This window comes from Colwellia maritima (assembly GCF_022669015.1).
GTDB classification, from domain to species: Bacteria; Pseudomonadota; Gammaproteobacteria; order Enterobacterales; family Alteromonadaceae; genus Colwellia; species Colwellia maritima.
The window spans coordinates 1,910,713-1,930,254 of the sequence record NZ_JAKKSL010000001.1 but is presented as its reverse complement, the minus strand read 5'-3'; the positions used below and the strand labels follow the sequence as shown (position 1 = coordinate 1,930,254).

Annotated in this window: 18 protein-coding genes, 3 tRNA genes, 1 other RNA gene and 2 pseudogenes; 9 read left to right on the top strand and 15 right to left on the bottom strand. The window is 36.7% G+C overall.

The window, feature by feature from the left end:
- Nucleotides 1-479: 479 nt before the first annotated feature.
- The 14 genes and pseudogenes from L3081_RS09415 to L3081_RS09350 form a co-directional block, all read right to left on the bottom strand.
- Nucleotides 480-555 (bottom strand) — tRNA-Lys (locus L3081_RS09415).
- 85 nt (nucleotides 556-640) lie between these two features.
- A tRNA-Lys gene (locus L3081_RS09410) sits at nucleotides 641-716 on the bottom strand.
- A gap of 85 nt (nucleotides 717-801) precedes the next feature.
- Nucleotides 802-877, bottom strand: a tRNA-Lys gene (locus L3081_RS09405).
- Nucleotides 878-1,040: 163 nt separating this feature from the next.
- Nucleotides 1,041-1,835, bottom strand: coding sequence for a tol-pal system protein YbgF (ybgF, locus tag L3081_RS09400; protein ID WP_242285150.1), 795 nt, complete (start codon nucleotides 1,833-1,835; stop codon nucleotides 1,041-1,043).
- Between the two features lie 72 nt (nucleotides 1,836-1,907).
- Nucleotides 1,908-2,456 carry a peptidoglycan-associated lipoprotein Pal gene (gene pal, locus L3081_RS09395; RefSeq protein WP_242285148.1) on the bottom strand — a complete coding sequence of 183 codons (549 nt, stop codon included), beginning with the start codon at nucleotides 2,454-2,456 and terminating at the stop codon, nucleotides 1,908-1,910.
- Nucleotides 2,457-2,584: 128 nt separating this feature from the next.
- A complete protein-coding gene (gene tolB / locus L3081_RS09390; protein ID WP_274620391.1) occupies nucleotides 2,585-3,928 on the bottom strand; it encodes a Tol-Pal system beta propeller repeat protein TolB in 1,344 nt (447 codons plus the stop codon).
- Between the two features lie 97 nt (nucleotides 3,929-4,025).
- Nucleotides 4,026-4,958 (bottom strand): cell envelope integrity protein TolA, encoded by a 933-nt coding sequence (tolA, locus tag L3081_RS09385; protein WP_242285146.1) that lies wholly within the window; start codon nucleotides 4,956-4,958, stop codon nucleotides 4,026-4,028.
- Between the two features lies 1 nt (nucleotide 4,959).
- The gene (tolR, locus tag L3081_RS09380) at nucleotides 4,960-5,385 is read right to left on the bottom strand and encodes a protein TolR (protein ID WP_242285144.1); all 426 of its coding nucleotides are present in this window, start codon (nucleotides 5,383-5,385) and stop codon (nucleotides 4,960-4,962) included.
- A 14-nt stretch (nucleotides 5,386-5,399) separates the two neighbouring features.
- Nucleotides 5,400-6,085, bottom strand: a pseudogene (gene tolQ, locus L3081_RS09375) (protein TolQ).
- The gene (gene ybgC, locus L3081_RS09370; protein ID WP_242285142.1) at nucleotides 6,075-6,500 is read right to left on the bottom strand and encodes a tol-pal system-associated acyl-CoA thioesterase; all 426 of its coding nucleotides are present in this window, start codon (nucleotides 6,498-6,500) and stop codon (nucleotides 6,075-6,077) included. The pseudogene tolQ and the gene ybgC overlap by 11 nt, the downstream one beginning before the upstream one ends.
- Nucleotides 6,501-7,203: 703 nt before the next feature.
- The gene (lolE, locus tag L3081_RS09365) at nucleotides 7,204-8,547 is read right to left on the bottom strand and encodes a lipoprotein-releasing ABC transporter permease subunit LolE (RefSeq protein ID WP_242285140.1); all 1,344 of its coding nucleotides are present in this window, start codon (nucleotides 8,545-8,547) and stop codon (nucleotides 7,204-7,206) included.
- Between the two features lie 19 nt (nucleotides 8,548-8,566).
- Nucleotides 8,567-9,265 (bottom strand): lipoprotein-releasing ABC transporter ATP-binding protein LolD, encoded by a 699-nt coding sequence (gene lolD / locus L3081_RS09360; protein WP_242285138.1) that lies wholly within the window; start codon nucleotides 9,263-9,265, stop codon nucleotides 8,567-8,569.
- Nucleotides 9,266-9,291: 26 nt separating this feature from the next.
- Nucleotides 9,292-10,521, bottom strand: coding sequence for a lipoprotein-releasing ABC transporter permease subunit (locus L3081_RS09355; RefSeq protein WP_242285136.1), 1,230 nt, complete (start codon nucleotides 10,519-10,521; stop codon nucleotides 9,292-9,294).
- A gap of 137 nt (nucleotides 10,522-10,658) precedes the next feature.
- The gene (locus L3081_RS09350) at nucleotides 10,659-11,162 is read right to left on the bottom strand and encodes a YcxB family protein (protein ID WP_242285134.1); all 504 of its coding nucleotides are present in this window, start codon (nucleotides 11,160-11,162) and stop codon (nucleotides 10,659-10,661) included.
- A 243-nt stretch (nucleotides 11,163-11,405) separates the two neighbouring features.
- Here L3081_RS09350 and smpB point away from each other — a divergent pair, with 243 nt between their 5' ends.
- The 8 genes and pseudogenes from smpB (at nucleotide 11,406) to L3081_RS09310 (ending at nucleotide 16,425) form a co-directional block, all read left to right on the top strand.
- Nucleotides 11,406-11,894, top strand: coding sequence for an SsrA-binding protein SmpB (gene smpB / locus L3081_RS09345; protein ID WP_242285132.1), 489 nt, complete (start codon nucleotides 11,406-11,408; stop codon nucleotides 11,892-11,894).
- Between the two features lie 83 nt (nucleotides 11,895-11,977).
- Nucleotides 11,978-12,326, top strand: a transfer-messenger RNA (tmRNA) gene (ssrA, locus tag L3081_RS09340).
- 179 nt (nucleotides 12,327-12,505) lie between these two features.
- Nucleotides 12,506-13,745: pseudogene (locus L3081_RS09335) on the top strand (integrase domain-containing protein).
- Nucleotides 13,746-13,781: 36 nt separating this feature from the next.
- Entirely contained in the window at nucleotides 13,782-14,192 is a 411-nt protein-coding gene (locus L3081_RS09330; RefSeq protein WP_242285130.1) for a hypothetical protein, read from the top strand.
- Between the two features lie 591 nt (nucleotides 14,193-14,783).
- The gene (locus tag L3081_RS09325; RefSeq protein WP_242285128.1) at nucleotides 14,784-14,951 is read left to right on the top strand and encodes a hypothetical protein; all 168 of its coding nucleotides are present in this window, start codon (nucleotides 14,784-14,786) and stop codon (nucleotides 14,949-14,951) included.
- Between the two features lie 13 nt (nucleotides 14,952-14,964).
- Complete coding sequence (locus tag L3081_RS09320) at nucleotides 14,965-15,354, top strand: hypothetical protein (protein ID WP_242285126.1); 390 nt, start codon at nucleotides 14,965-14,967, stop codon at nucleotides 15,352-15,354.
- Nucleotides 15,347-15,562 (top strand): hypothetical protein, encoded by a 216-nt coding sequence (locus L3081_RS09315; RefSeq protein WP_242285125.1) that lies wholly within the window; start codon nucleotides 15,347-15,349, stop codon nucleotides 15,560-15,562. The genes L3081_RS09320 and L3081_RS09315 overlap by 8 nt, the downstream gene beginning before the upstream one ends.
- A 290-nt stretch (nucleotides 15,563-15,852) precedes the next feature.
- Nucleotides 15,853-16,425: a YagK/YfjJ domain-containing protein gene (locus L3081_RS09310; RefSeq protein ID WP_242285123.1), complete on the top strand. Its 573-nt coding sequence runs from the start codon at nucleotides 15,853-15,855 to the stop codon at nucleotides 16,423-16,425.
- 370 nt (nucleotides 16,426-16,795) lie between these two features.
- On the opposite strand, the gene L3081_RS09305 is transcribed toward L3081_RS09310, so the two are convergent.
- Nucleotides 16,796-17,677 (bottom strand): hypothetical protein, encoded by an 882-nt coding sequence (locus L3081_RS09305; RefSeq protein ID WP_242285121.1) that lies wholly within the window; start codon nucleotides 17,675-17,677, stop codon nucleotides 16,796-16,798.
- 1,371 nt (nucleotides 17,678-19,048) lie between these two features.
- Between L3081_RS09305 and L3081_RS09300 the strand changes: the two genes are divergently transcribed.
- A complete protein-coding gene (locus L3081_RS09300) occupies nucleotides 19,049-19,336 on the top strand; it encodes a hypothetical protein (protein WP_242285111.1) in 288 nt (95 codons plus the stop codon).
- Nucleotides 19,337-19,542: the final 206 nt, after the last annotated feature.

The following is a 19,542-nucleotide window of genomic DNA, read 5'->3' as shown; positions in this document are numbered from 1 at the left end:
GAAAATCAAAATCAACAGCGGCATTAGATTGGCTCATTATATTTCTCGGTGTATTTCAAATGTGAATCGCTTTAAACACGTTAATTATAAGGGAACGGCATAAGAATGTGTAGTGATTTGCACTGATAGAAATAAGTGATTTAAACTTTAGCTTGATTTAACTTCAATAAATACGAAGTTTGACGTAACAAATATTCTGGATAGATAATGGGATTAACTGGTTAAAAGCCTTGGCTTTTAAATAATCTGAGCAATGGATGTTTTGTAAAAAGAAGTGGTCGGCCGTGAAGGATTTGAACCTTCGATACATTAGGATTAACTGGTTAAAAGCCTTGGCTTCTAAATAATCTGAACAATGGATGTTTTGTAAAAAGAAGTGGTCGGCCGTGAAGGATTTGAACCTTCGATACATTAGGATTAACTGGTTAAAAGCCTTGGCTTTTAAATAATCTGAGCAATGGATGTTTTGTAAAAAGAAGTGGTCGGCCGTGAAGGATTTGAACCTTCGACAAATTGGTTAAAAGCCAACTGCTCTACCAACTGAGCTAACGGCCGACATATTTTTAATTGAATGGTTTCAATCTACCCTTTAGACTCTGCAGTAGAGTATTCATATTCACTTTTTATTAAGTGAAATAAGTGGTCGGCCGTGAAGGATTTGAACCTTCGACAAATTGGTTAAAAGCCAACTGCTCTACCAACTGAGCTAACGGCCGACATATTTTTAATTGAATGGTTTCAATCTGCCCTTTAGACTCTGCAGTAGAGTATTCAGTTTCACTTTGTATGAAGTGAAAAAAGTGGTCGGCCGTGAAGGATTTGAACCTTCGACAAATTGGTTAAAAGCCAACTGCTCTACCAACTGAGCTAACGGCCGACATTGCGAAAAGGTTGGTGCCTTGACGCGCCGCATATGATACTGATATAAAAATTTAGTGCAACAACAAATTTCGTTTTTTTTAACTATTATGAGTCGTTTGTTTAAAAACAAAGCAAAGCGCTAGTTTTGTCACCACAACCAAGCCTAAAAATAACAAAAATTAGTTTGTTAATTTATCTAAACGCGGTTTTGCTAATTGCGCCGAGGTTGAGTCTGGATATTCATTTAACAGTTGACGGTATAATTTTACCGCTTTATTTGTGTTATTTTGTTGCTGTGCAACCATCGCTAATTTTAATAACGCATCAGGTCTTTTACTTGAATCTTTAAATTTTTCCAAAACAAATAAGAACTCTTGCTCGGCTTCCTTTAACTCCCCTTTATTAAACAACAACTGCCCTAACCAATAATGCGAATTAGGTGCATATGTTGATTGGGGATAAGCTTTGTTAAAATTACGAAATTCAGGAATAGCTTGTTCATATAACTTTTGTTTAAGTACTAAGTTAAGCGCTTTATCGTATGCTTCATTTTCTGTTAAATCATCACTGTACTCTTTCGATACAGGTGCCGCATTAACAGTAACAGCATTAGGAATTTGCGTTGTCGGCTTTAATGCTTCACTTACACGTCGGTCAAGCTCTTGATATAACTCTCGTTGTCTATCAAGTACTTGTGATAATTGATGTGTATGCAACTCAGTAACACCACGCAACTCATTCACTTGCGTTTGTAAATCATCAAGTTGTCGTTGAATATTCACTTGTGCTCTGTTACGAGAATCAAGTTTTCGTTCCACATTAGCTAATTGTTCAGTTAATGAACCTGAACTTTGAGAAGCTAGAGGTGAAGAGCTAACGTCTATCACTGGCGCTTGAGCTGCTAACACGTTAATCGTGCTAGCAGTCAAAACAAGGCCAAATAAAACGGCTCGATTAGAAAGGGTTAGTTTCATTTTCTTTCCGATATTATTTATCTATAATTTTATGTATAACATTTTTATACAAATATTAGCAATAATCAGCGCTTAATAGACAAGTACGGCACGGCGATTTTTTGAGAACGCGTCTTCACTGCGATCTTTCACCATAGGTTTTTCTTCACCGTAACTAACAACAGACAGTTGGGTAGCAGAAACACCCATGTTTTCTAAGTAAGTAGCTACTGATTTTGCACGACGTTCGCCTAATGCAATGTTATATTCAGGCGTACCACGTTCATCAGCATGACCTTCAATTAATACTTTAACATTGGTATTAGCATTTAAAAATTCTGCATGAGCATTTAATATATTGGCAAATTCATCATTTACATTTGAAACATCAAATCCAAAGTAGATAATATGTTCAGAGCGTAGTTTGTCTAACGCTTGACGTTCTTGTTCTTTAATTTCAGCAGCACGCATAGCCGCTTGAACTCTTACAGCTTCTTCAGCCGCTGCAGCATCTTGTTTAGCTATTTCAGTGTTTGTGTTAATGCTTGCTTGTTCGTCTGTAGCATCGTTAGAGCTACAAGCTGCAAGAGCTAAAAGAGGTAGAGCAATAGCTACATTTTTAAGTGTTTTATTTAAGCGCATATTATTTTCCTTATTTTTCAAAAGTGTTATTTGACAATTATTTTTTTATGTAGAGTAAGTAGCTTCTCTATTTAAATACTATCATTTATAAAAAATTCATTTACAACATTTTATTTACAACATTTTATTTACAAAAATGGTGACCAAGCAGGTGCTTTAACTTGTCCATCAAGTGCAGGTAATCGCGCTTTAAAGCGACCATCTACAGAAACTAACCCTAGAACCTGCCTATTATTATGCAAAGTACTATAAATTATCATACCACCGTCAGGTGAAACACTGGGTGATTCATCTAAACGCGTTTTAGTTAACACTTGAAATAGACCAGAGTCTAATTCTTGTTTTGCTAAACGGTACTGACCACGTGTTCTATTTACCATGATTAACTGCTTGCCATCAGGACTAATAGATCCACCTAGATTCATTTCACCATTAAAAGTTAATCGTCTAACGTTACCGTCGACTAAATTTACGCGATAAAGTTGCGGTTTACCACCCCGTTCTGAACTAAATATTAAAGATTTTCCATCTGGCGTCCAACTTGGCTCAGTATCTATCGCTCGATTACGAGTTATACGGCGTAATTTCTTTGTTGCTAGGGTCATTACATAAAGATCTGGGTTGCCGTCTTTTGATAAAACCATGGCGATTTTTTTGCCATCAGGAGAAAAACGAGGCGCACTATTAATACCACTAAAAGAGCTTACTAATTGACGTTGCCCCGTATAAATGTTCATGGTATGAATTTGTGCTTGATGGTTTTCAAAAGAAACATAGGCCAATTGCTCACCATTGGGATGCCATGTTGGTGACATTAATGGTTCATTTGAGCTCAATAATACTTGTTCGTTAAAACCATCATAATCAGCAAACGCTAACTGATAGGGAAAGTTTCCTTCGTCTCGCACAATAACGTAGGCGATTTGCGTTAGAAAAGCCCCTTTCGTTCCTGTTAGCGCTTCATATACTGCATTACTGATTGTATGGCCATAACGACGAAATTGTTCACTGCCAATTTGCGCGCTACTTTGTGCTAAAATATGGTCTTGCGTTTGTACCAATTCGCCATTACTTAGCATGGAGGTTTCTCCACCCGTGATTTGACCACGAATAACATCTACCAATTGATAACTAACTCGATATTGCCCTATTGTTGTTTCATCAATAGTACCCGTTAATATTGCCTCAACCCCAATACTTGCCCATGCACTGTAATCAATATTGCTTTTTAACGTTGGAAATTCAGGAAAGTCTTGTTGACTAATAGGGTTAAATTTTCCACTACGTAGCAAGTCATCACTTATCACTTTAGAGACTTGTTCTGGCAGTGCGCCTGCACCGTTCCATTGAAATGGTACAACGGCGATAGGCCGTGCGGTATCAACCCCACCTGTAATCACAATTTCAAGGGTCGCCATAGCTGAGGTAGAGAGTAAGGTTATAAAAATTCCAAGTAGTAATTTAATTTTCATATTGATCTATTTATTCCAATTCTATTATTTTAAATACTGAGCTGTTTTTAACTTTTTAACGTTTCAACATAAGCATTCTGGTTCATTTAACGCAATATTAAAACTCAGGAACTACAGTTACACCAATATTACGCATTTCTTTAAATATTTCAGGATCTTTCGAAACCGGTAACGTACCCGCTTTATAAACGGCTCTTTTAGCTGCTTCACATACTACCGCGTCACCACTAACATTTCTTACTTGTGTAACAAACCCTGATGGTGCAAGACTTATCATCAATTTACAAGACTTTCCTTCCATCGTAGAACGATCATTAATCATGTTTTGATCTATCACACTGGTAATAAGTGCGGCATAACGTTGAATTTCTGACATCATCTGTTGTTGTCTCGCTTTATTACGCGACGCCATTTCAGCTGCCATTTGTTCTGCTAAAAGTTTTTCTTGTGCCGCTTTTTCAGCCGCTTCTCTTTCTTGACGTTTGCGCTCTTCTATTTGTTTTTTTCTCAGTTCGTCTGCTTTTTTGGTTGCGGCTTCTGCTGCTAACCTTTTTGAACGTGCTTGTGCAGCTGCGTCTTCAGCTTTTTTCTTCTCTTGCTCTTTTTGTTTTCTTACTTTTTCGGCACTAGCCGCTTTGGCGTTTGATTCTTTCGCTGCTTTATCAGCACGTATTTTCTCTTGTTCTTTTACTTTACGTTGTTGCTCAAGTTTTTTAATTCGCGCTTCTTCTTTTGCTCGGCGTTGTTTAGCTTCATTTGCACGTTTTTCAATATTTTCTACACGCCTTTTTTCTGCCGCTTTATCGTCAGCCTTTTGCTTTTTAATTTTATCTATTGCTTTTTGTAATTTAGCGCCGTCGACAACTGTAGCTTCAATGGGTTTGACTTCTTTCGCTACAGAGCTACTTTTTAGTGGTTTAGTTTCAGAGGTAAAATCCCCCATAAAAAGCACAGCAAGTATAGCAATGTGTAGAAAAACACTTAGCCAAATTGCTTTAATTAAGGTAGCGCGATTATACTTTTGAATCACGTTATTTCTCCACCGAATCTGTCATCAAGCCCACAGAAGGTACACCTGCTACTGTTTGTAGTAATACCATTAATTGGATCACTGCATCATATGAAACAGCGCCATCACCGTTAACAACAACGGGTGTGTCTGGATTTACCAATAAATGCGCTTTTACAAGCGTTGCAACTTCTTCAGCCGACAAGGGTTCTTTATCGTTTGCGCCCAACGTAATATAATATCGCCCTTGAGCATCTACCGAAGCCACCAAAGGCGGTTTACTATCTTTGTCTAACGGTTTAGCTTCGGCTTGTGGTAAATCTACCTTTACACCTTGGGTAATTAACGGTGCGGTTACCATAAAAATAATTAATAGTACTAACATAACGTCAATATACGGAACCACATTAATTTCAGCGACTTTACGACGTCTAACTCTTTGATACATGTATACGCCCTTATTTAGTCTTGCTTTCCAACGACGGTTTGTCTTTGTAAAATACTGGCAAATTCTTCCATAAAGTTACCATAACTATTTTCAAGCTTTTCTACTTTATGGCTAAAACGGTTGAACGCCATTACCGCCGGAATTGCAGCAAATAAGCCCATTGCTGTAGCAATCAGAGCTTCGGCAATACCAGGTGCTACCATTGACAACGTAGCTTGTTGTACTGACCCCAAACCAATAAATGAGTTCATAATGCCCCATACCGTACCAAACAAGCCAATATAAGGACTAATAGAGCCTACTGTGGCCATAAAAGGTAAATGTGTTTCTAGGTTATCAACCTCGCGCGATAGTGCAACACGCATTGCACGATGAGTGCCATCTACAATTAATGTTGGGTTATCAATATGACTTTTGCGTAAACGAGCAAATTCTTTAAAGCCCGCTATAAATAAACTTTCTATGCCTTGAATTTGATTTTTCGCCGAAATTTCATTGTAGAGTTTACTTAAGTCTGCACCACTCCAAAATTTATCTTCGAAGGTTTTTAATTGTTTTTTAGCTAAATTAAGTGCATGTCGTCGTTGAAAAATCATCGCCCAACAAAGCCACAGAAAAACCTAACAATACCAACATAACAAACTTAACCAAAGAAACTGGCTTGTAACACAAGTTCAAAAATTGAAAATTCAGCAGACACGTTTTAACGCTCCTAATATAGATTCTGGGATAGCCACCGGCTTAACTGCTTGGCCGTTATGACTTTGAAAATTAACGCAAGCAACACGTACGGTTGCCGTACATAGTACTTGTTGCGCTTGATTAGTTATTTCTTGATAAAAAACTAAACTAGCGCGTTTTAACATTGTAATAGTTGAGTTAACATTGAGTAAGTCATCCAACTTTGCCGATGCAACATTATCCATTTCAACCTTTTTGACCACAAAACCAAGGTTTTGTTCTAAAAAGGTTGCTTGATTAATTCCAAGTTCTCTTAGCCACTCAGTACGAGCACGTTCAAAAAACTTTAAATAGTTGGCATAATAAACAATTCCGCCGGCATCAGTGTCTTCATAATAGACCCTTAACGAAAAATTGTTACTTATATTTGACATTGAATTTTGCATTTACAACTAGGTTTCTACGGCAATGTTCTTATGTGAATCTATAATAATAGATAATCTAGCCGACAAACAAGGCGAAGTTAATGAATAATTACATTTTGTATAAAAAAACCGACTTAGTTTTTACTTAAAAATAAACATCACAGAGGTTTTTGCCGTTATTTAAACAATATAACTAATACATTAATAAAAAATTCATGAAAATATAATATTTATTTAATACACAAGATAAAACCGAATAACACCAAGACACAGCCTTTACAAGCACAAAATCAGGGCCTTCAACCCCTCACCACTTCGCATTAGTTTTTCTAATACCAAACAGTATTTTTTTTAGTTTGTCACTTTGTCAAAGTTTGCCTAAACTACACTTGTTTTCTGATTTAGCTCTCTGAGTTATGGCAACGATGTTTTTTCTTCCCCAAAGAGGCATCGTTGTTCAGAAAATGTTTGAATTGATATTATTTGAGATGTAGTTTTTATATCGATTAGTTTTGTTATCTCTTCTCTCTGACATGTTTCTTGGAAACTTTCTTTGAAAAAGACTTCCTTCTATCAACTTGATATTTAAGTTGGCCCGCAAATTATATTGCGGGCTTTTTTTTGCCAAATTTTCGCCTAACTTTTGCCTAATAACAATATCATACCAATCTCAGATAACTATGTGATTGGTATAAACAAGCCGCTGAAAAACCTATAATTGACCTAACACTTGTGCAGGCTCTATCTTGGTGGCTCTCCAAGCAGGATAAATAGTAGCCAAAAATGACATAACGATTGCTGTAATCACTGTAATATAAACATCAGGCATCGATAACTCACTTGGAATATGGTCAATAAAATAAACATCCGCTGATAACACTTTTAAAGCAAACAAATGCTCAACAAAGGCAACAATATCAGCAAGGTTTAACGCGAGTAACACACCACATACACTACCAACAAGACTGCCTAACACACCATTCACTAAACCTTGATAAATAAAGGTTAGCATTATTAATTTGTTACTTGCGCCCATTGTTTTCAAAATAGCAATGTCGCCTTTTTTATCATTAACCGCCATAATTAATGTTGAAACAATATTAAAACTCGCTACTGCTATCACTAACACTAAAACAATAAACATTACCATGCGAACCATCTGAATATCATTAAACAAATGCCCTTGTGTGCGGGTCCAGTCCATGATGTAAACATAGTGATTAAAACGATAAGCAATGTTACTGGCAATACTAGGTGCAGCAAATACATTCGCTAGTTTTAAACGAATACCTTGCGCTTCATTAGCTTTATATCCTTTGATCTCAGCCGCTTGTGCTAATGAAATATAAGCTAAGGTGTCATCGACAGTACCGCCAAATTTAAATATCCCCACCACTTCCACTTGTCTATTAAGCGGGGAAGAAAACACATTTTGTTGGGCGTTATCTCCTGATGTATCAGCAGATTTAGTTGATGCTAATAACAGATGAACTTTATCTCCAACCCCTATTGAAAGTGTTTTAGCTACGCCGGCACCAATTACAATACCGTTATCAACGCCTTGAGATGCTAGATCTTGATTGTTTTTTTGATGATTTATGCCATGCCGGCTACCGGCGACAATATACTTTTCGATATCTGACACTGAGGTTTCTAAATTAGCATTTACCCCTCTAATTTCTACCCCTTTCAATTGCGTTTTATGTTGCATCATACCGGTTAAAATAATAACAGGTGCGGCAGCTATAACGTCTGGATTACTTGCAACCTGTTTGACATTTTCTGGCCAATTAGGAATAGGCTTGTCCACTGATATTAGTTCCGCATGGGGTACAATAGACAGTAGTTTACTGGCTAATTCTCGTTCAAATCCGTTCATTGTGCTTAGTGCAACAATTAATACCATGGTGCCTAAAGCAATTCCGATAGTAGAAGACGCAGAGATAAATGTAGAAAATCCCTGCCCGTGCCGACTTCTGACATATCGTAAGGCTAAAAAGATACTTAAGGGTTTAAATACCGATGATTGAGTTGCTTTGCTTGAGTGAGTTACCATAGTTTATTGCTCAGTTAAGTTACTCACATTCTTTGGGCTCTACAAACAGCGCTAATTTACCATGATCCAATTTTAATTGTCTGTCCATTCTCATGGCTAAAGCAATATCATGCGTGACTACCACAAAACTTGTTTGAACACGTTTATTTAAACTACGTATTAACTGATATATTTGTTCTGCTGTGTCACTGTCTAAATTTCCGGTTGGTTCATCCGCTAAAATCAAAGCCGGCTCAGTGACTAATGCCCTAGCAATTGCGGTTCGTTGACGTTCACCACCAGATAACTCACTTGGTCTATGGTTAATACGATGCGCTAAGCCAACTTCGGTTAACATGTTAGATGCTGCAGCAATAGCTTCTTTGGGTTTATCACCTCGAATCAACAACGGCATAGCAACATTTTCAAGTGCAGTGAATTCCATCATTAAATGATGAAACTGGTAAATAAAACCAATATTTTGATTTCGAAACGCCGCTCTTTCTTTGTCTGACAAGGTTAAAATATTAATGCCATTAATCAGCACTTCCCCTGAGCTAGGTAAATCTAAGGCACCCGCAAGATGCAAAAAGGTACTTTTACCACAACCAGAGCTGCCTACAATGGCCAGTAACTCGCCCTTTTCAACTTCAAGATCTAAGCTCTGCAAAACCTTAGTCTCTATATCGCCTTGCTGATAAGACTTTGATAATTGCTTACAATGTAAAACACTACTCATTACGTAAAACCTCTGCCGGTTGAGTTTTAGATGCTTGAAAAGTTTGGATATAAAGTTGCAACAAAGCTCATTGCCAATGCTGATAAAACAATAACTAACACATTTATAGCTTCCAATTTAACTGGCAGTGCCTGCACAGAGTTTCCCCCGCCTAAAATGTTTAATCCTAAAACTGATAATATTTCATTCAGGTTCAAGGCGATTAATACACCAAAAAAGCTGCCGAGTGTTACACCCCATAGGCCATTCATCATGCCTTGAGTAATAAATATTTTTACTATGCCTATTCTAGACAAACCTAAGGTTTGTAATATGCCTATTTCGCCTTGCTTTTCAATTACAACCATAACAAGTGCTGACACAATATTAAAAGCAGCTACCGCCACAATTAAACTGAGCATTAACCACATCATTTTCTTTTCCATATTTACGGCTGAAAATAGTGCACCTTGGGTGTCATACCATGTAGTAATGATGAGTTTATCAATTGAAGGAGTAAGGTTGGTATCAAGGCTTAACGTATGAACAACTTGTTTTGCATTAAATGCGTCATCTAAATAAAGCCGTAATTGGTCAATGCCATCACCTTTACGTCGTAATAATTTTGCGCCATATTTGCTGTGCACATACACCATCGCATCATCAACTTGTGAACCCACATCAAATATTCCGCGAATAACAAATTTACGTTGTACGGGTATTCTTCCCATGGGGGTAAATATAGTTTTATTAGGTAATACAAGGCGTACCGTGTCAAACAAGCTCACATTTAATTTTCTTGCGAGTGATTGTCCTATAACAATACTATAAGGTTGGTCAGACAAGCTTTTAAGGTCACCAAGAATCATATTCCGACTAATAATATTATCGTGCTCAAATTCAGGAACAATCCCTTGCAATAAAACACCTTGTAAATTTTTAGGCGATTGAATAAGTGCTTCACTACTAAGAAAAGGCGTTACCTGTTGAACGTGCTTTTGAGTTAATAATTGTTCTCTTAACGCCGGCCATTCAGTGAAGTTTTCAGTTGTTTGCGGGGTTGCTGCTTGAGAAACAATAACGTGCGGCACAATACCTAAAATACGTTTCTTTAATTCGCCCTCAAAACCATTCATTACCGCAACAACTGTAATGAGTGACGCAACGCCAAGCAAAATACCGACGGTAGAAAAAAAGGTAATAAATGAGATAAAGCCAGTGCGTTTTTTACTGCGGCTATAGCGCAAACCAATAAATAAGCTAACAGGTTGAAACATTTAATTATTGTTACTAAAAGTAAAGAAAGCAAAAAGATAGTTAAGCATATCACAGCCTATTATCTTTAACGAATTTGTTAAGTTGAACAAACATAAAACATATGTAACTAAACGTATCTAACCCAACTTACCTCACGTTAGGTTACATTTAACGTATTCATTTTTTGTTTAATGTAAGATTGTGCATCAGTTGATAAATAAGATTTAGACAAATAACCTTTATTGTTTTTATTTTCTACCGTGAAATTAAGTATATAACCTAAGCTAGTTTCTTGAATTGAAGACATGTTTTCCCATAAAATTCTACTTTTATTATAGAAAGAGTCACTAAGCACGCCTTTTTCATCAATAGTTAATGTTACTTCACTTCCTGAAGCTTTACTCAACATTTGTCTTAAAACCCACCATGGCTGTTTATAGTGAATACTTAAGGCTTCTAATATACCTAAAGCCACAACAAACCAACCTGCGTATGCATTTACTGGTGTAAATAACAAAATAATTAAACCAAACGCCATCAAAACCCCTGATTTAAAAAAAACGTTTAATGAACGTTCTTGGGGCATAGACTCACTAAAGCACTCATTAAAATGGGCTTTATCTAGAATAAACTGGCTAGTAAAAGAAATGGAAGCATTCATTAAAGTGTAGTAATCAGTAATTGAAAAAATTATTTTACCAGAAATATCAACGTAAAGTAATTAACGCCATCAGTTAAAATTACTCATTTATACCTAAATGTTCAGCTTATATCATGCCTGTTATTTATAAAATGTATGATTTAAAATAATAATGACGTCATCCTTTTTAGGTAATACACAAATTTATTATATAAAAAAACTAGTTTGTAGGTATAATCACCGCCGTTAATCATGGAATTCAAAATGGCAAAGAAAAAATCAAGTAGCAAATCGAACAGCAATACTATCGCTTTGAACAAAAAAGCGAGGCACAACTACACCTTAACAGACAAGTTTGAAGGCGGAATGAGCCTGCAAGGTTGGGAAATAAAAAGTATCCGTACGGGTAAAGTGAATATTTCCGAATGTTTTGTACATATTAAAGACCGCGAAGCTTATTTAGTGGGTGCAGAAATTCAACCACTTATTTCAGCGTCTACGCATGTGGTATGTGATCCCACCCGACCTAGAAAACTTCTTCTTAATCGTAGAGAATTAGATAAACTAATTGGCGCAGTTGAACGAGACGGTTATTCACTGGTGGCAACAGCAATGTACTGGAAAAATCTTTGGGTTAAATTGGAATTTTATCTTGGTAAAGGTAAAAAAGATCACGACAAACGTGCTGATATCAAAGACCGAGAATGGAAAGTTGAACAAGGTCGAATGATGAAAAATAAAGATCTTAAGTAATCTTCATTTATTTATCTTGGTTTTATTTAGTAAAACGCTGTATAATTAAAATATTGCTAACACGTAAACGTTAGTGAAACTTTGGGGCTGATTCAGGATTCGACAAGATTCACGAAACCCAAGGTGCATGCCCAGGGGCGGTTGGCCTGGTAAAAAGCCGCAAAACTATAATTGCAAACGACGATACGTTCGCACTAGCCGCTTAGGCTAGCCATCACCTCAAAATTTCACCTATTGATTAGAGGATTGATGGTCACCCCAAATAGGTTAGCGAGGGAAGCATGCTTGAGGCTGAACCGCGAAATAGTATCAAGCTCACCATGACGAAGCCTGTCGATTGGCGTCTAATTGGTTAAACAAATAATCGACTAAGCATGTAGTACCGAGGATGTAGGTTTTTTGGACGCGGGTTCAATTCCCGCCGCTCCACCAATAACATAATTAAAGACGTCTCAGGGCGTCTTTTTTTTCGTCTAAAATCAATGTATTGACCGTATTTACTGACCTGTAGCGTCCTACCCCGTTTGATAGAATCCTAATTATTTAGTACTATACTAAGTACTACAAAGTACTAACCCACATATTTATGGTACTAAAAAGGAGATTTACCCATGGCTAGAGTAACTAAACCCCTAACGAATACCGAAGTTGATAAGGCTAAAGCTCAAGCCAAGGTTAGTAGCTTGTTTGATGGAGATGGCTTAGAACTAAAGATAAACCCTACTGGTACTAAAAAATGGTTGTTTAAGTACTACAAACCTTTTACCAAAAAAAGAACTAATCTAACGTTTGGCGAATATCCTGATATATCATTAGCTGATGCTAGAAAATTAAGAGCTAAAGCAAAAGAGTTATTAGCCAAAGATATTGACCCAAAAGAACACAAAGATAATTTATCACGCCAAGAAAAGGAGCGCATAGAAAACACCTTGTTTAATGTTGCTGCAAAATGGTTTGAAGTTAAGAAAACAGAAGTCACGCCAGATTATGCCATTGATGTTTGGCGCTCACTTGAATTGCATGTTTTTGATCAGTTAGGTAAATACCCCATATCAGAAGTAACTGCTCCTATTGCGATTAAAACAGTAAAGCCGATTGCTGAAAAAGGAAGCCTTGAAACCGTTAAACGCATTAATCAACGTCTAAATGAGATAATGAATTACGCTGTTAATACTGGCCTTATTCACTCGAACCCACTAATAGGCATTAAAGCAGCTTTTGAAAGACCTAAAAAGCAAAATATGCCAAGTATAAAGCCAGGTGAATTACCTAAGTTTATGCAAGCGCTAAGTATTGCCGGCATTAAAATTGTTACCCGATATTTAATTGAATGGCAGCTCCATACTATGGTTAGACCAAGTGAAGCGAGGCGGCGCTATGTGGTCAGAAATTGATTTTGATAATAAGCTTTGGAATATACCGGCGCAAAGAATGAAGAAAAAGCGCCCTCACTCAATCCCATTAACAGAGCAATCATTAAACTTACTTAATGCCATTAAGCCAATAAGCGGCCATAGGGAACATATATTCCCTGCAGATAGAAACCCAAGAGACCACACCAACACCCAAACAGCAAACGCAGCAATAAAACGAATGGGCTATAAAGATAAGTTAGTTGCTCATGGTTTACGTTCTTTAGCGAGTACCACACTAAATGAGCAAGGGTTCGATGCGGATCTTATAGAGGCTGCTTTAGCACATGTTGATGATAATGAAGTAAGACGCGCATACAACCGAGCCGATTATTTAAAACGTAGAGCTAAAATGATGTTTTGGTGGTCTGAGCATATAGAAAGATGCGCTACTGGCAACTTTTCATTATCAGGCACTCAGTTATTAAAAGTAGTTTAATCATCTTTGAATTAACGAAAAACAGGAGCAAAAAAAATGAATATGACCCGACTTAAAAACAAGATAGATACTTTTTATTGTGAAATTGACAATGCTTATGGGGCAATTGTTTGTATTAGGGAGGCTGCAAAAAACAGCAACGATGAAGCCTTTAGCTGTTTTTCTGCTGAACTGTATAGTATAGAGCATTATTTAATGCTTTTAGTGGATATTCTGGATAAAGAAACAAGCGAGTTTAACCAGTCTATTAATGAATTAAATATACAGCGGTTTAATAAATACCTACAGCGCGTGCTTGAGTTGTTTGTTGAAAACGTATCAAATGCCCCTTGTGATGAAAATACCTGCTTTTTACACCGAAAATCAATAGGGGCGGCTTTTGCTGCTTATGGGATAGTTCGCAGTGTGTCAGGTGATTTTTTACTAATTATGAATGAAGCAGCATAAGTATTATAAAAGGTATGCGCTATAATTAGTCGAGGCAGTAAGCTAAATCAGTGGTGGGGCTATCTAATTGTTGAGGTTAGGTAGTACCGGCAGTACAGCCGCCTAAGTCAATTTTTACGCGTAAGAAATAATAAAACTTTTTTTGGATATATTTATTATAAAAATCAAACGCTAAAGGTAGGCATCCAATTTTTTAGCTCCATACGAGCCCTTCCCGTTCGATACAGTACTTGCAAATCGACCAGTTTTGGTGCTATATTTCCCATGTTGAAGAAATCCGCGTAGTTAACTCTATGCGGATTTTTTCGTTTACAACATTCCTTTTCAAATCTAAGCCTCGTCACTGTACGAGGCTTTTTTTTTGCTCGCAATAAAGTATCTAATTATTTATACGGCTCAATTTTTGAGTTGCGAACAGTTGCGCCTAAAAAACACTGAAAAAGGAACCATCAATCACATATCTGAAAAAAGGTGAAACTATGTTTACTACAGCACTAACCAATCCGGCAACCACCGAGTTACAAATAATCCGTAAACCTCAAGCATTAAAAATGCTAGGCATATCTAAAAGCAATTTCCACTTAAAGTTAAATGTTTGGCCTATTACCTCAAGCCATTTCGCTAGGGGCCAATTCAGTAGGTTATTTTAAGCATGAATTAACAGCGGTGTTGTTAGCTATGGCAACGGGCAAAAGCCAAGATGAAATCAAGCTACTGGTTAAATCTTTGGTTGAACAACGCCGACAGTTAGCAGCATAGGAGGCTTTACAAGATGAATAATAAAAACGCCACTAAGACGAACCCTAGCAGCGCAAATAATCACACCGTATACAATAGCACAAAAAGACCCTTGAAGATTGAGTTATGTTTGATTGAGTTACTGAAAAGAGGTAACAAGGGTTTAGTTGAGCTTGAAGCATTACAGGTATACGGGGAAACATGTTTGCACACCACAATATCAACCCTTGCTAACTCAAAAGGCATAGGATTTAAACGAGAGCAGCAAAGCCATACACATCAACACAGGGGTACGGTTTATTTTACACGCTATTCATTACTTGATGAAACTGAGACAAGAAAAGCTCAAATATTATTAACTCACTATGAAAATAAGCGCGGCATATCTAATACCGATATTTCAGGGGGTGCGCATCATGAGTAATATCATTAAGTTTCCACAAATTGCAGGTATAGAAATAACCACTGATGAAGTTGGCCGCTTTAATTTGAATGCTTTGCATTTAATATTAAATGATTTAACTGATCGTTGTACTTCAAACGAAATAACTTATAGGGAACAAATAGCTAAAAATAACCAGAGGGGCGAAAATATGGTGAATATATTTTCAACTATTATGGAGGAAATTTAATTAATCTATCTACTTTGCTCAGATAAAAAATAGGGGCTACTTAGCTCCTTTTTTGTTTTAAATTTGGTATTTAGCAGAAAACTGACAGTTAAAAATGGTTAGTGGTTGCTAACTGGTTAATCTATGCAAAATAAAGGTTGTTCTGTATAGGACAACATTCATAGGTTTTTTACCCCTATTTTTATTAGTTTTTCAGTGAAAGACTTTATATACAGTAGTAAACCGCACGTAAGTAATAACTAACTTTCAGCTAGGTAATTAATAATATCCTCTCTATCTCTTAAGAACTTATGGCATATATATCTAAAGGAAAAGCTATAACTGTAAATGGTCAAACGTGGCTTGTGAATTCGGCAAAAAGTGGCCTATTCACTAAACAGTTAACAATGATGATCGCACAAATTGAAAACATGCTCAGTTACCATAGTAAAGTTTTAGTGATTAGATTTGATTTACGGTTATATGAATACACGCCTAACAATACACTAATCACAATATTTAATAGGCGATTGTTTAAATGGTTAACAAGAAAGTATGGTGTTAGTAGAATTGGTTTTGCTTGGTGTAGAGAAAGAGAAACGGCAAAGCAACAACATTATCATTATGTTCTATTATTGGACGGGCACAAAGTTAGGCACCCACACGAAATATTGCTCAGAATAAAGGAAGTATGGGAAACACAACTTAACGGCTCAATGTATACCCCTGAAAACTGTTATTACAATATACAGCGTGACGATAGACAAAGCATTCAAGGTGCTATTTGGCGCGTCTCATACTTAGCTAAGGGAAGAGGAAAAGGCTATAGAGACAAGCAAGCCAAGGATTACGGAACAAGCAGAATTAAAAAACGTGACAATTGACATACATAAAAACGTGTTTTCACGTGTTGTTTCAACTTTTTTTCGCCAACCGATATTTAAGAACAACAACCAAAACCCTCACAAATAGTATTAAATATGATGATAAAAATATCACTACGTTGTCTTAAAGCAAGAGGTGTAACGTTTAATTTTTCGTAAAGTGATTTGAAGTTTTTGTTGTTTTTATCATTCGCACACCATTACCGATTGAACTGCTTAAATCCTAAGTGAACTCAAGCTGCTCGATGAAATATTCTATATTGGATAATTCGCGGTAGTGTAATATCCACCATGAAAATACAATATAGCCCCCTCCCTTTGATAGCGGCTTGATATTAGAAAAATATCAAAGGGTATGCCTAAGTTTGTTTTAAAAAGGAATATTGGTGTTTGTTATGGAGTAGTCTATAAGGATTGTTTGATATGTTCCTGTTTCCTTAAAAACTTCTTTTTTTACAATGTCGGCTTTGATTACGCCAATAGGTGGGTAGTACCAATAAGTAGCTCTTGCTTCATCTCTAGTGTCTTGTGATACGTTGGTTAAATCTCTGCTGAATACGAGCTTGTATGCTTCAAACGAACCAATAGCGGTATCAATTATTTCTTTTGCTGCTATGTTCCAACTGATTTTTGATGTGTAATTCTTACTAGGGTCTATGCCTATTCTAGCGCTATGCCCTTCATACGAATAACTTGTCCCGACAATAAATGTACCTGGCACTTGTATAGCTCCGTAACACGTCTTATCTTCTGGCGTGTAAGCTACACAAGTTAATCTATTAGGTGAGCCAAACAAGGCGTCTACCATTACACCATCATAGTCGTTGTATAAAATGATTTCATTAATGCGGTTAATATTATCAGATTGAGTTATTTGATAAAACTGCTCAACGATACTTAATTTTACAAAACTATTTTCTTCAGTATAAAACTTAGCCAGTAAAGAGCGTCCATTATCTTCAAACGAAAACTCGTTGGGATCATCTTCTATAGACCACGTTAATCTTTCATCATTAATGTAACTGCCACTACCGTCAAAATAAGTACTATCGTAATTATAGTTATACTCAATAATGTCACTAACTTGATAGCGTCTTAGTTGATGGTCAGTTATAGGGTAGTCAGCATTCTTAGGTGTATAGCCTGAATTTTCTCCAACTGGTGATTGTTGGCTTCCGCCATCATCACTTCCACCACAGCCATAAACACTGCAAACTATAAGGCTGCCGCATAATAAATTTCGAAACTTCATTCTTAATCCCTTAAATTGAATTCTTAGGTTTAATTTTTATCATCGCCCTAAATTAAATGCAACATATGTTTGTTCAGTGAGTTTTTTTAGTATTTGCTAGCAGGCAGTAGCAGAACAGCTAATATAACGCTTTTAAAGGTCTAGAGTGGTGACTAGGGTATCTTGCGATGATAGGTAGGGGCTATCAAATTGTTTAGGTTATATGGTGTCGCCAGTACAGCCGCCTAAGTCAATTTTTATGCGTGAGAAATAAGAATTGTTTTTTTGAAACATTATGCAATGATTAGACACCTGTCAAACTCAGGTATAATAAGAGATGTATGATTTTTATAATTAGCTTTGTAGGATTAACGCCAACAAAAATAGGGATGAAAACGGCTAAAACAGAGGTGAAAACACTCCAAAAACCTAAAATGTGAATTGATAAACGCCCTAATAATCACCTAAGGATTGTTGACATTGAAAACTCGAAATAACCATGTAGGCTTATACAGTACATAACTAATGATTTTAATTCTTAGTACCTCACTTAGTACCTATAAAACAAAGAACAAAAGACAAAACCTATAAAAAACAAATAACTACAAACCCAATTAAGATGACGCCCCACCAATCCAGACCCAGTAAAAGCGCTTGTTTTTACTGGGTTTTTTCATTAAATAACGACTACAAACCCACTAGAAAACCACACTCATACGACCCGCACCCATTTGTAAAGGGTTGGATCATTCAAAACTGATCGTATGATCATGATGATCATGATGATCATTTATACAGAAACGATTTCGGAACGACACGCATACGACCCGCACTTTTTACACTATTTTCAGTGAGAGATTCGAACTCTCAAGAGTGAATTTAGGGGGCGTATAGTCGCGCATATTACAAGACCTACAGGTGCGCTCCGTACTAAATGAGACTAGTCGACCCTTAATTTAGATCCAAAAACGATCCAAACAAAAGAACAATACGAACAATACGAACAATTTAAAACGGCATTTTCATACCAAATGACACCAAATTCAACATGATCATAATTAGTTTAACTTTCATCAATATAAACAGTGTTTTGATAACTCTACTTTAACATAGCTGAACATACCTTATAAAAATCTGCCCCAAATATGACCCATTTTGTTTTATGGGTCATTACCATTACTTTAATTGAGTCACTTTCTCAATGTTTGCTAGTAACAGCGAAGCACTAACCAGAAAAGACGAAATAAGGCAGTATATTCAATTTATCAAATAACCCGACTACCCCAAAGTGATGCGCAATATCCAAATGCCCGGTAAATTATCCGGGCTTTTTATGCAAACTTTATGATCATCAACTAAGCTTTGAACACTTCTCTACAGTTTTGGTGCATCATGTATCGTGACGAAATAAGCCCTGAAATGCGACTCTTTAGCCCTAGCGGTGAAAGGTTATATTGCACTGCTGACGAACGCGGCAAATTTTTAGCCTCTGCTCAAGATGAAGCTCCTATTGAGCGCATGTTTTGCCAAGTACTTCATTATACAGGTTGTCGACCACGCGAAGCGATAGAGCTAGAATATGAGCGAATTCTCATTGATGAAAGCTCAATTGTCTTTCGTTGCTTGAAGAAACGTAAAACAGATAACCTTATAAAAACTTGGTTCCTTTCTAGGGGTTAATTCCATAGAGGGTAATTCGAGGCTTGGTGTTAAACAGCCTACTAAATTATTCTAAAAATCCGGTTCCGCTTCCGCTTAAACCTAGCATTACTTAACAACCACCAAACACCATGTAATGGGTAAGATTAGTCCAAGGGTAAAACTAAGACCGCACAACATTTCACTCCTTAAAAACGCGAAGCAAAAGCTGCTTAAATCAACCAATA

What these genes read in the sequence shown, in the direction of transcription:
- lolD (WP_242285138.1), bottom strand. Translation starts at nt 9,265, where the DNA reads ATGAGTAGTGTTTTACATTGTAAGCAATTATCAAAGTCTTATCAGCAA.
- tolR (WP_242285144.1), bottom strand. Translation starts at nt 5,385, where the DNA reads ATGTATCAAAGAGTTAGACGTCGTAAAGTCGCTGAAATTAATGTGGTT.
- L3081_RS09300 (WP_242285111.1), top strand. Translation starts at nt 19,049, where the DNA reads ATGTATCGTGACGAAATAAGCCCTGAAATGCGACTCTTTAGCCCTAGC.
- L3081_RS09315 (WP_242285125.1), top strand. Translation starts at nt 15,347, where the DNA reads ATGAGTAATATCATTAAGTTTCCACAAATTGCAGGTATAGAAATAACC.
- smpB (WP_242285132.1), top strand. Translation starts at nt 11,406, where the DNA reads ATGGCAAAGAAAAAATCAAGTAGCAAATCGAACAGCAATACTATCGCT.
- L3081_RS09330 (WP_242285130.1), top strand. Translation starts at nt 13,782, where the DNA reads ATGAATATGACCCGACTTAAAAACAAGATAGATACTTTTTATTGTGAA.
- ybgF (WP_242285150.1), bottom strand. Translation starts at nt 1,835, where the DNA reads ATGAAACTAACCCTTTCTAATCGAGCCGTTTTATTTGGCCTTGTTTTG.
- L3081_RS09310 (WP_242285123.1), top strand. Translation starts at nt 15,853, where the DNA reads ATGGCATATATATCTAAAGGAAAAGCTATAACTGTAAATGGTCAAACG.
- pal (WP_242285148.1), bottom strand. Translation starts at nt 2,456, where the DNA reads ATGCGCTTAAATAAAACACTTAAAAATGTAGCTATTGCTCTACCTCTT.
- L3081_RS09355 (WP_242285136.1), bottom strand. Translation starts at nt 10,521, where the DNA reads ATGTTTCAACCTGTTAGCTTATTTATTGGTTTGCGCTATAGCCGCAGT.
- L3081_RS09305 (WP_242285121.1), bottom strand. Translation starts at nt 17,677, where the DNA reads ATGAAGTTTCGAAATTTATTATGCGGCAGCCTTATAGTTTGCAGTGTT.
- ybgC (WP_242285142.1), bottom strand. Translation starts at nt 6,500, where the DNA reads ATGTCAAATATAAGTAACAATTTTTCGTTAAGGGTCTATTATGAAGAC.
- lolE (WP_242285140.1), bottom strand. Translation starts at nt 8,547, where the DNA reads ATGGTAACTCACTCAAGCAAAGCAACTCAATCATCGGTATTTAAACCC.
- tolB (WP_274620391.1), bottom strand. Translation starts at nt 3,928, where the DNA reads ATGAAAATTAAATTACTACTTGGAATTTTTATAACCTTACTCTCTACC.
- L3081_RS09350 (WP_242285134.1), bottom strand. Translation starts at nt 11,162, where the DNA reads ATGAATGCTTCCATTTCTTTTACTAGCCAGTTTATTCTAGATAAAGCC.
- L3081_RS09320 (WP_242285126.1), top strand. Translation starts at nt 14,965, where the DNA reads ATGAATAATAAAAACGCCACTAAGACGAACCCTAGCAGCGCAAATAAT.
- L3081_RS09325 (WP_242285128.1), top strand. Translation starts at nt 14,784, where the DNA reads ATGTTTGGCCTATTACCTCAAGCCATTTCGCTAGGGGCCAATTCAGTA.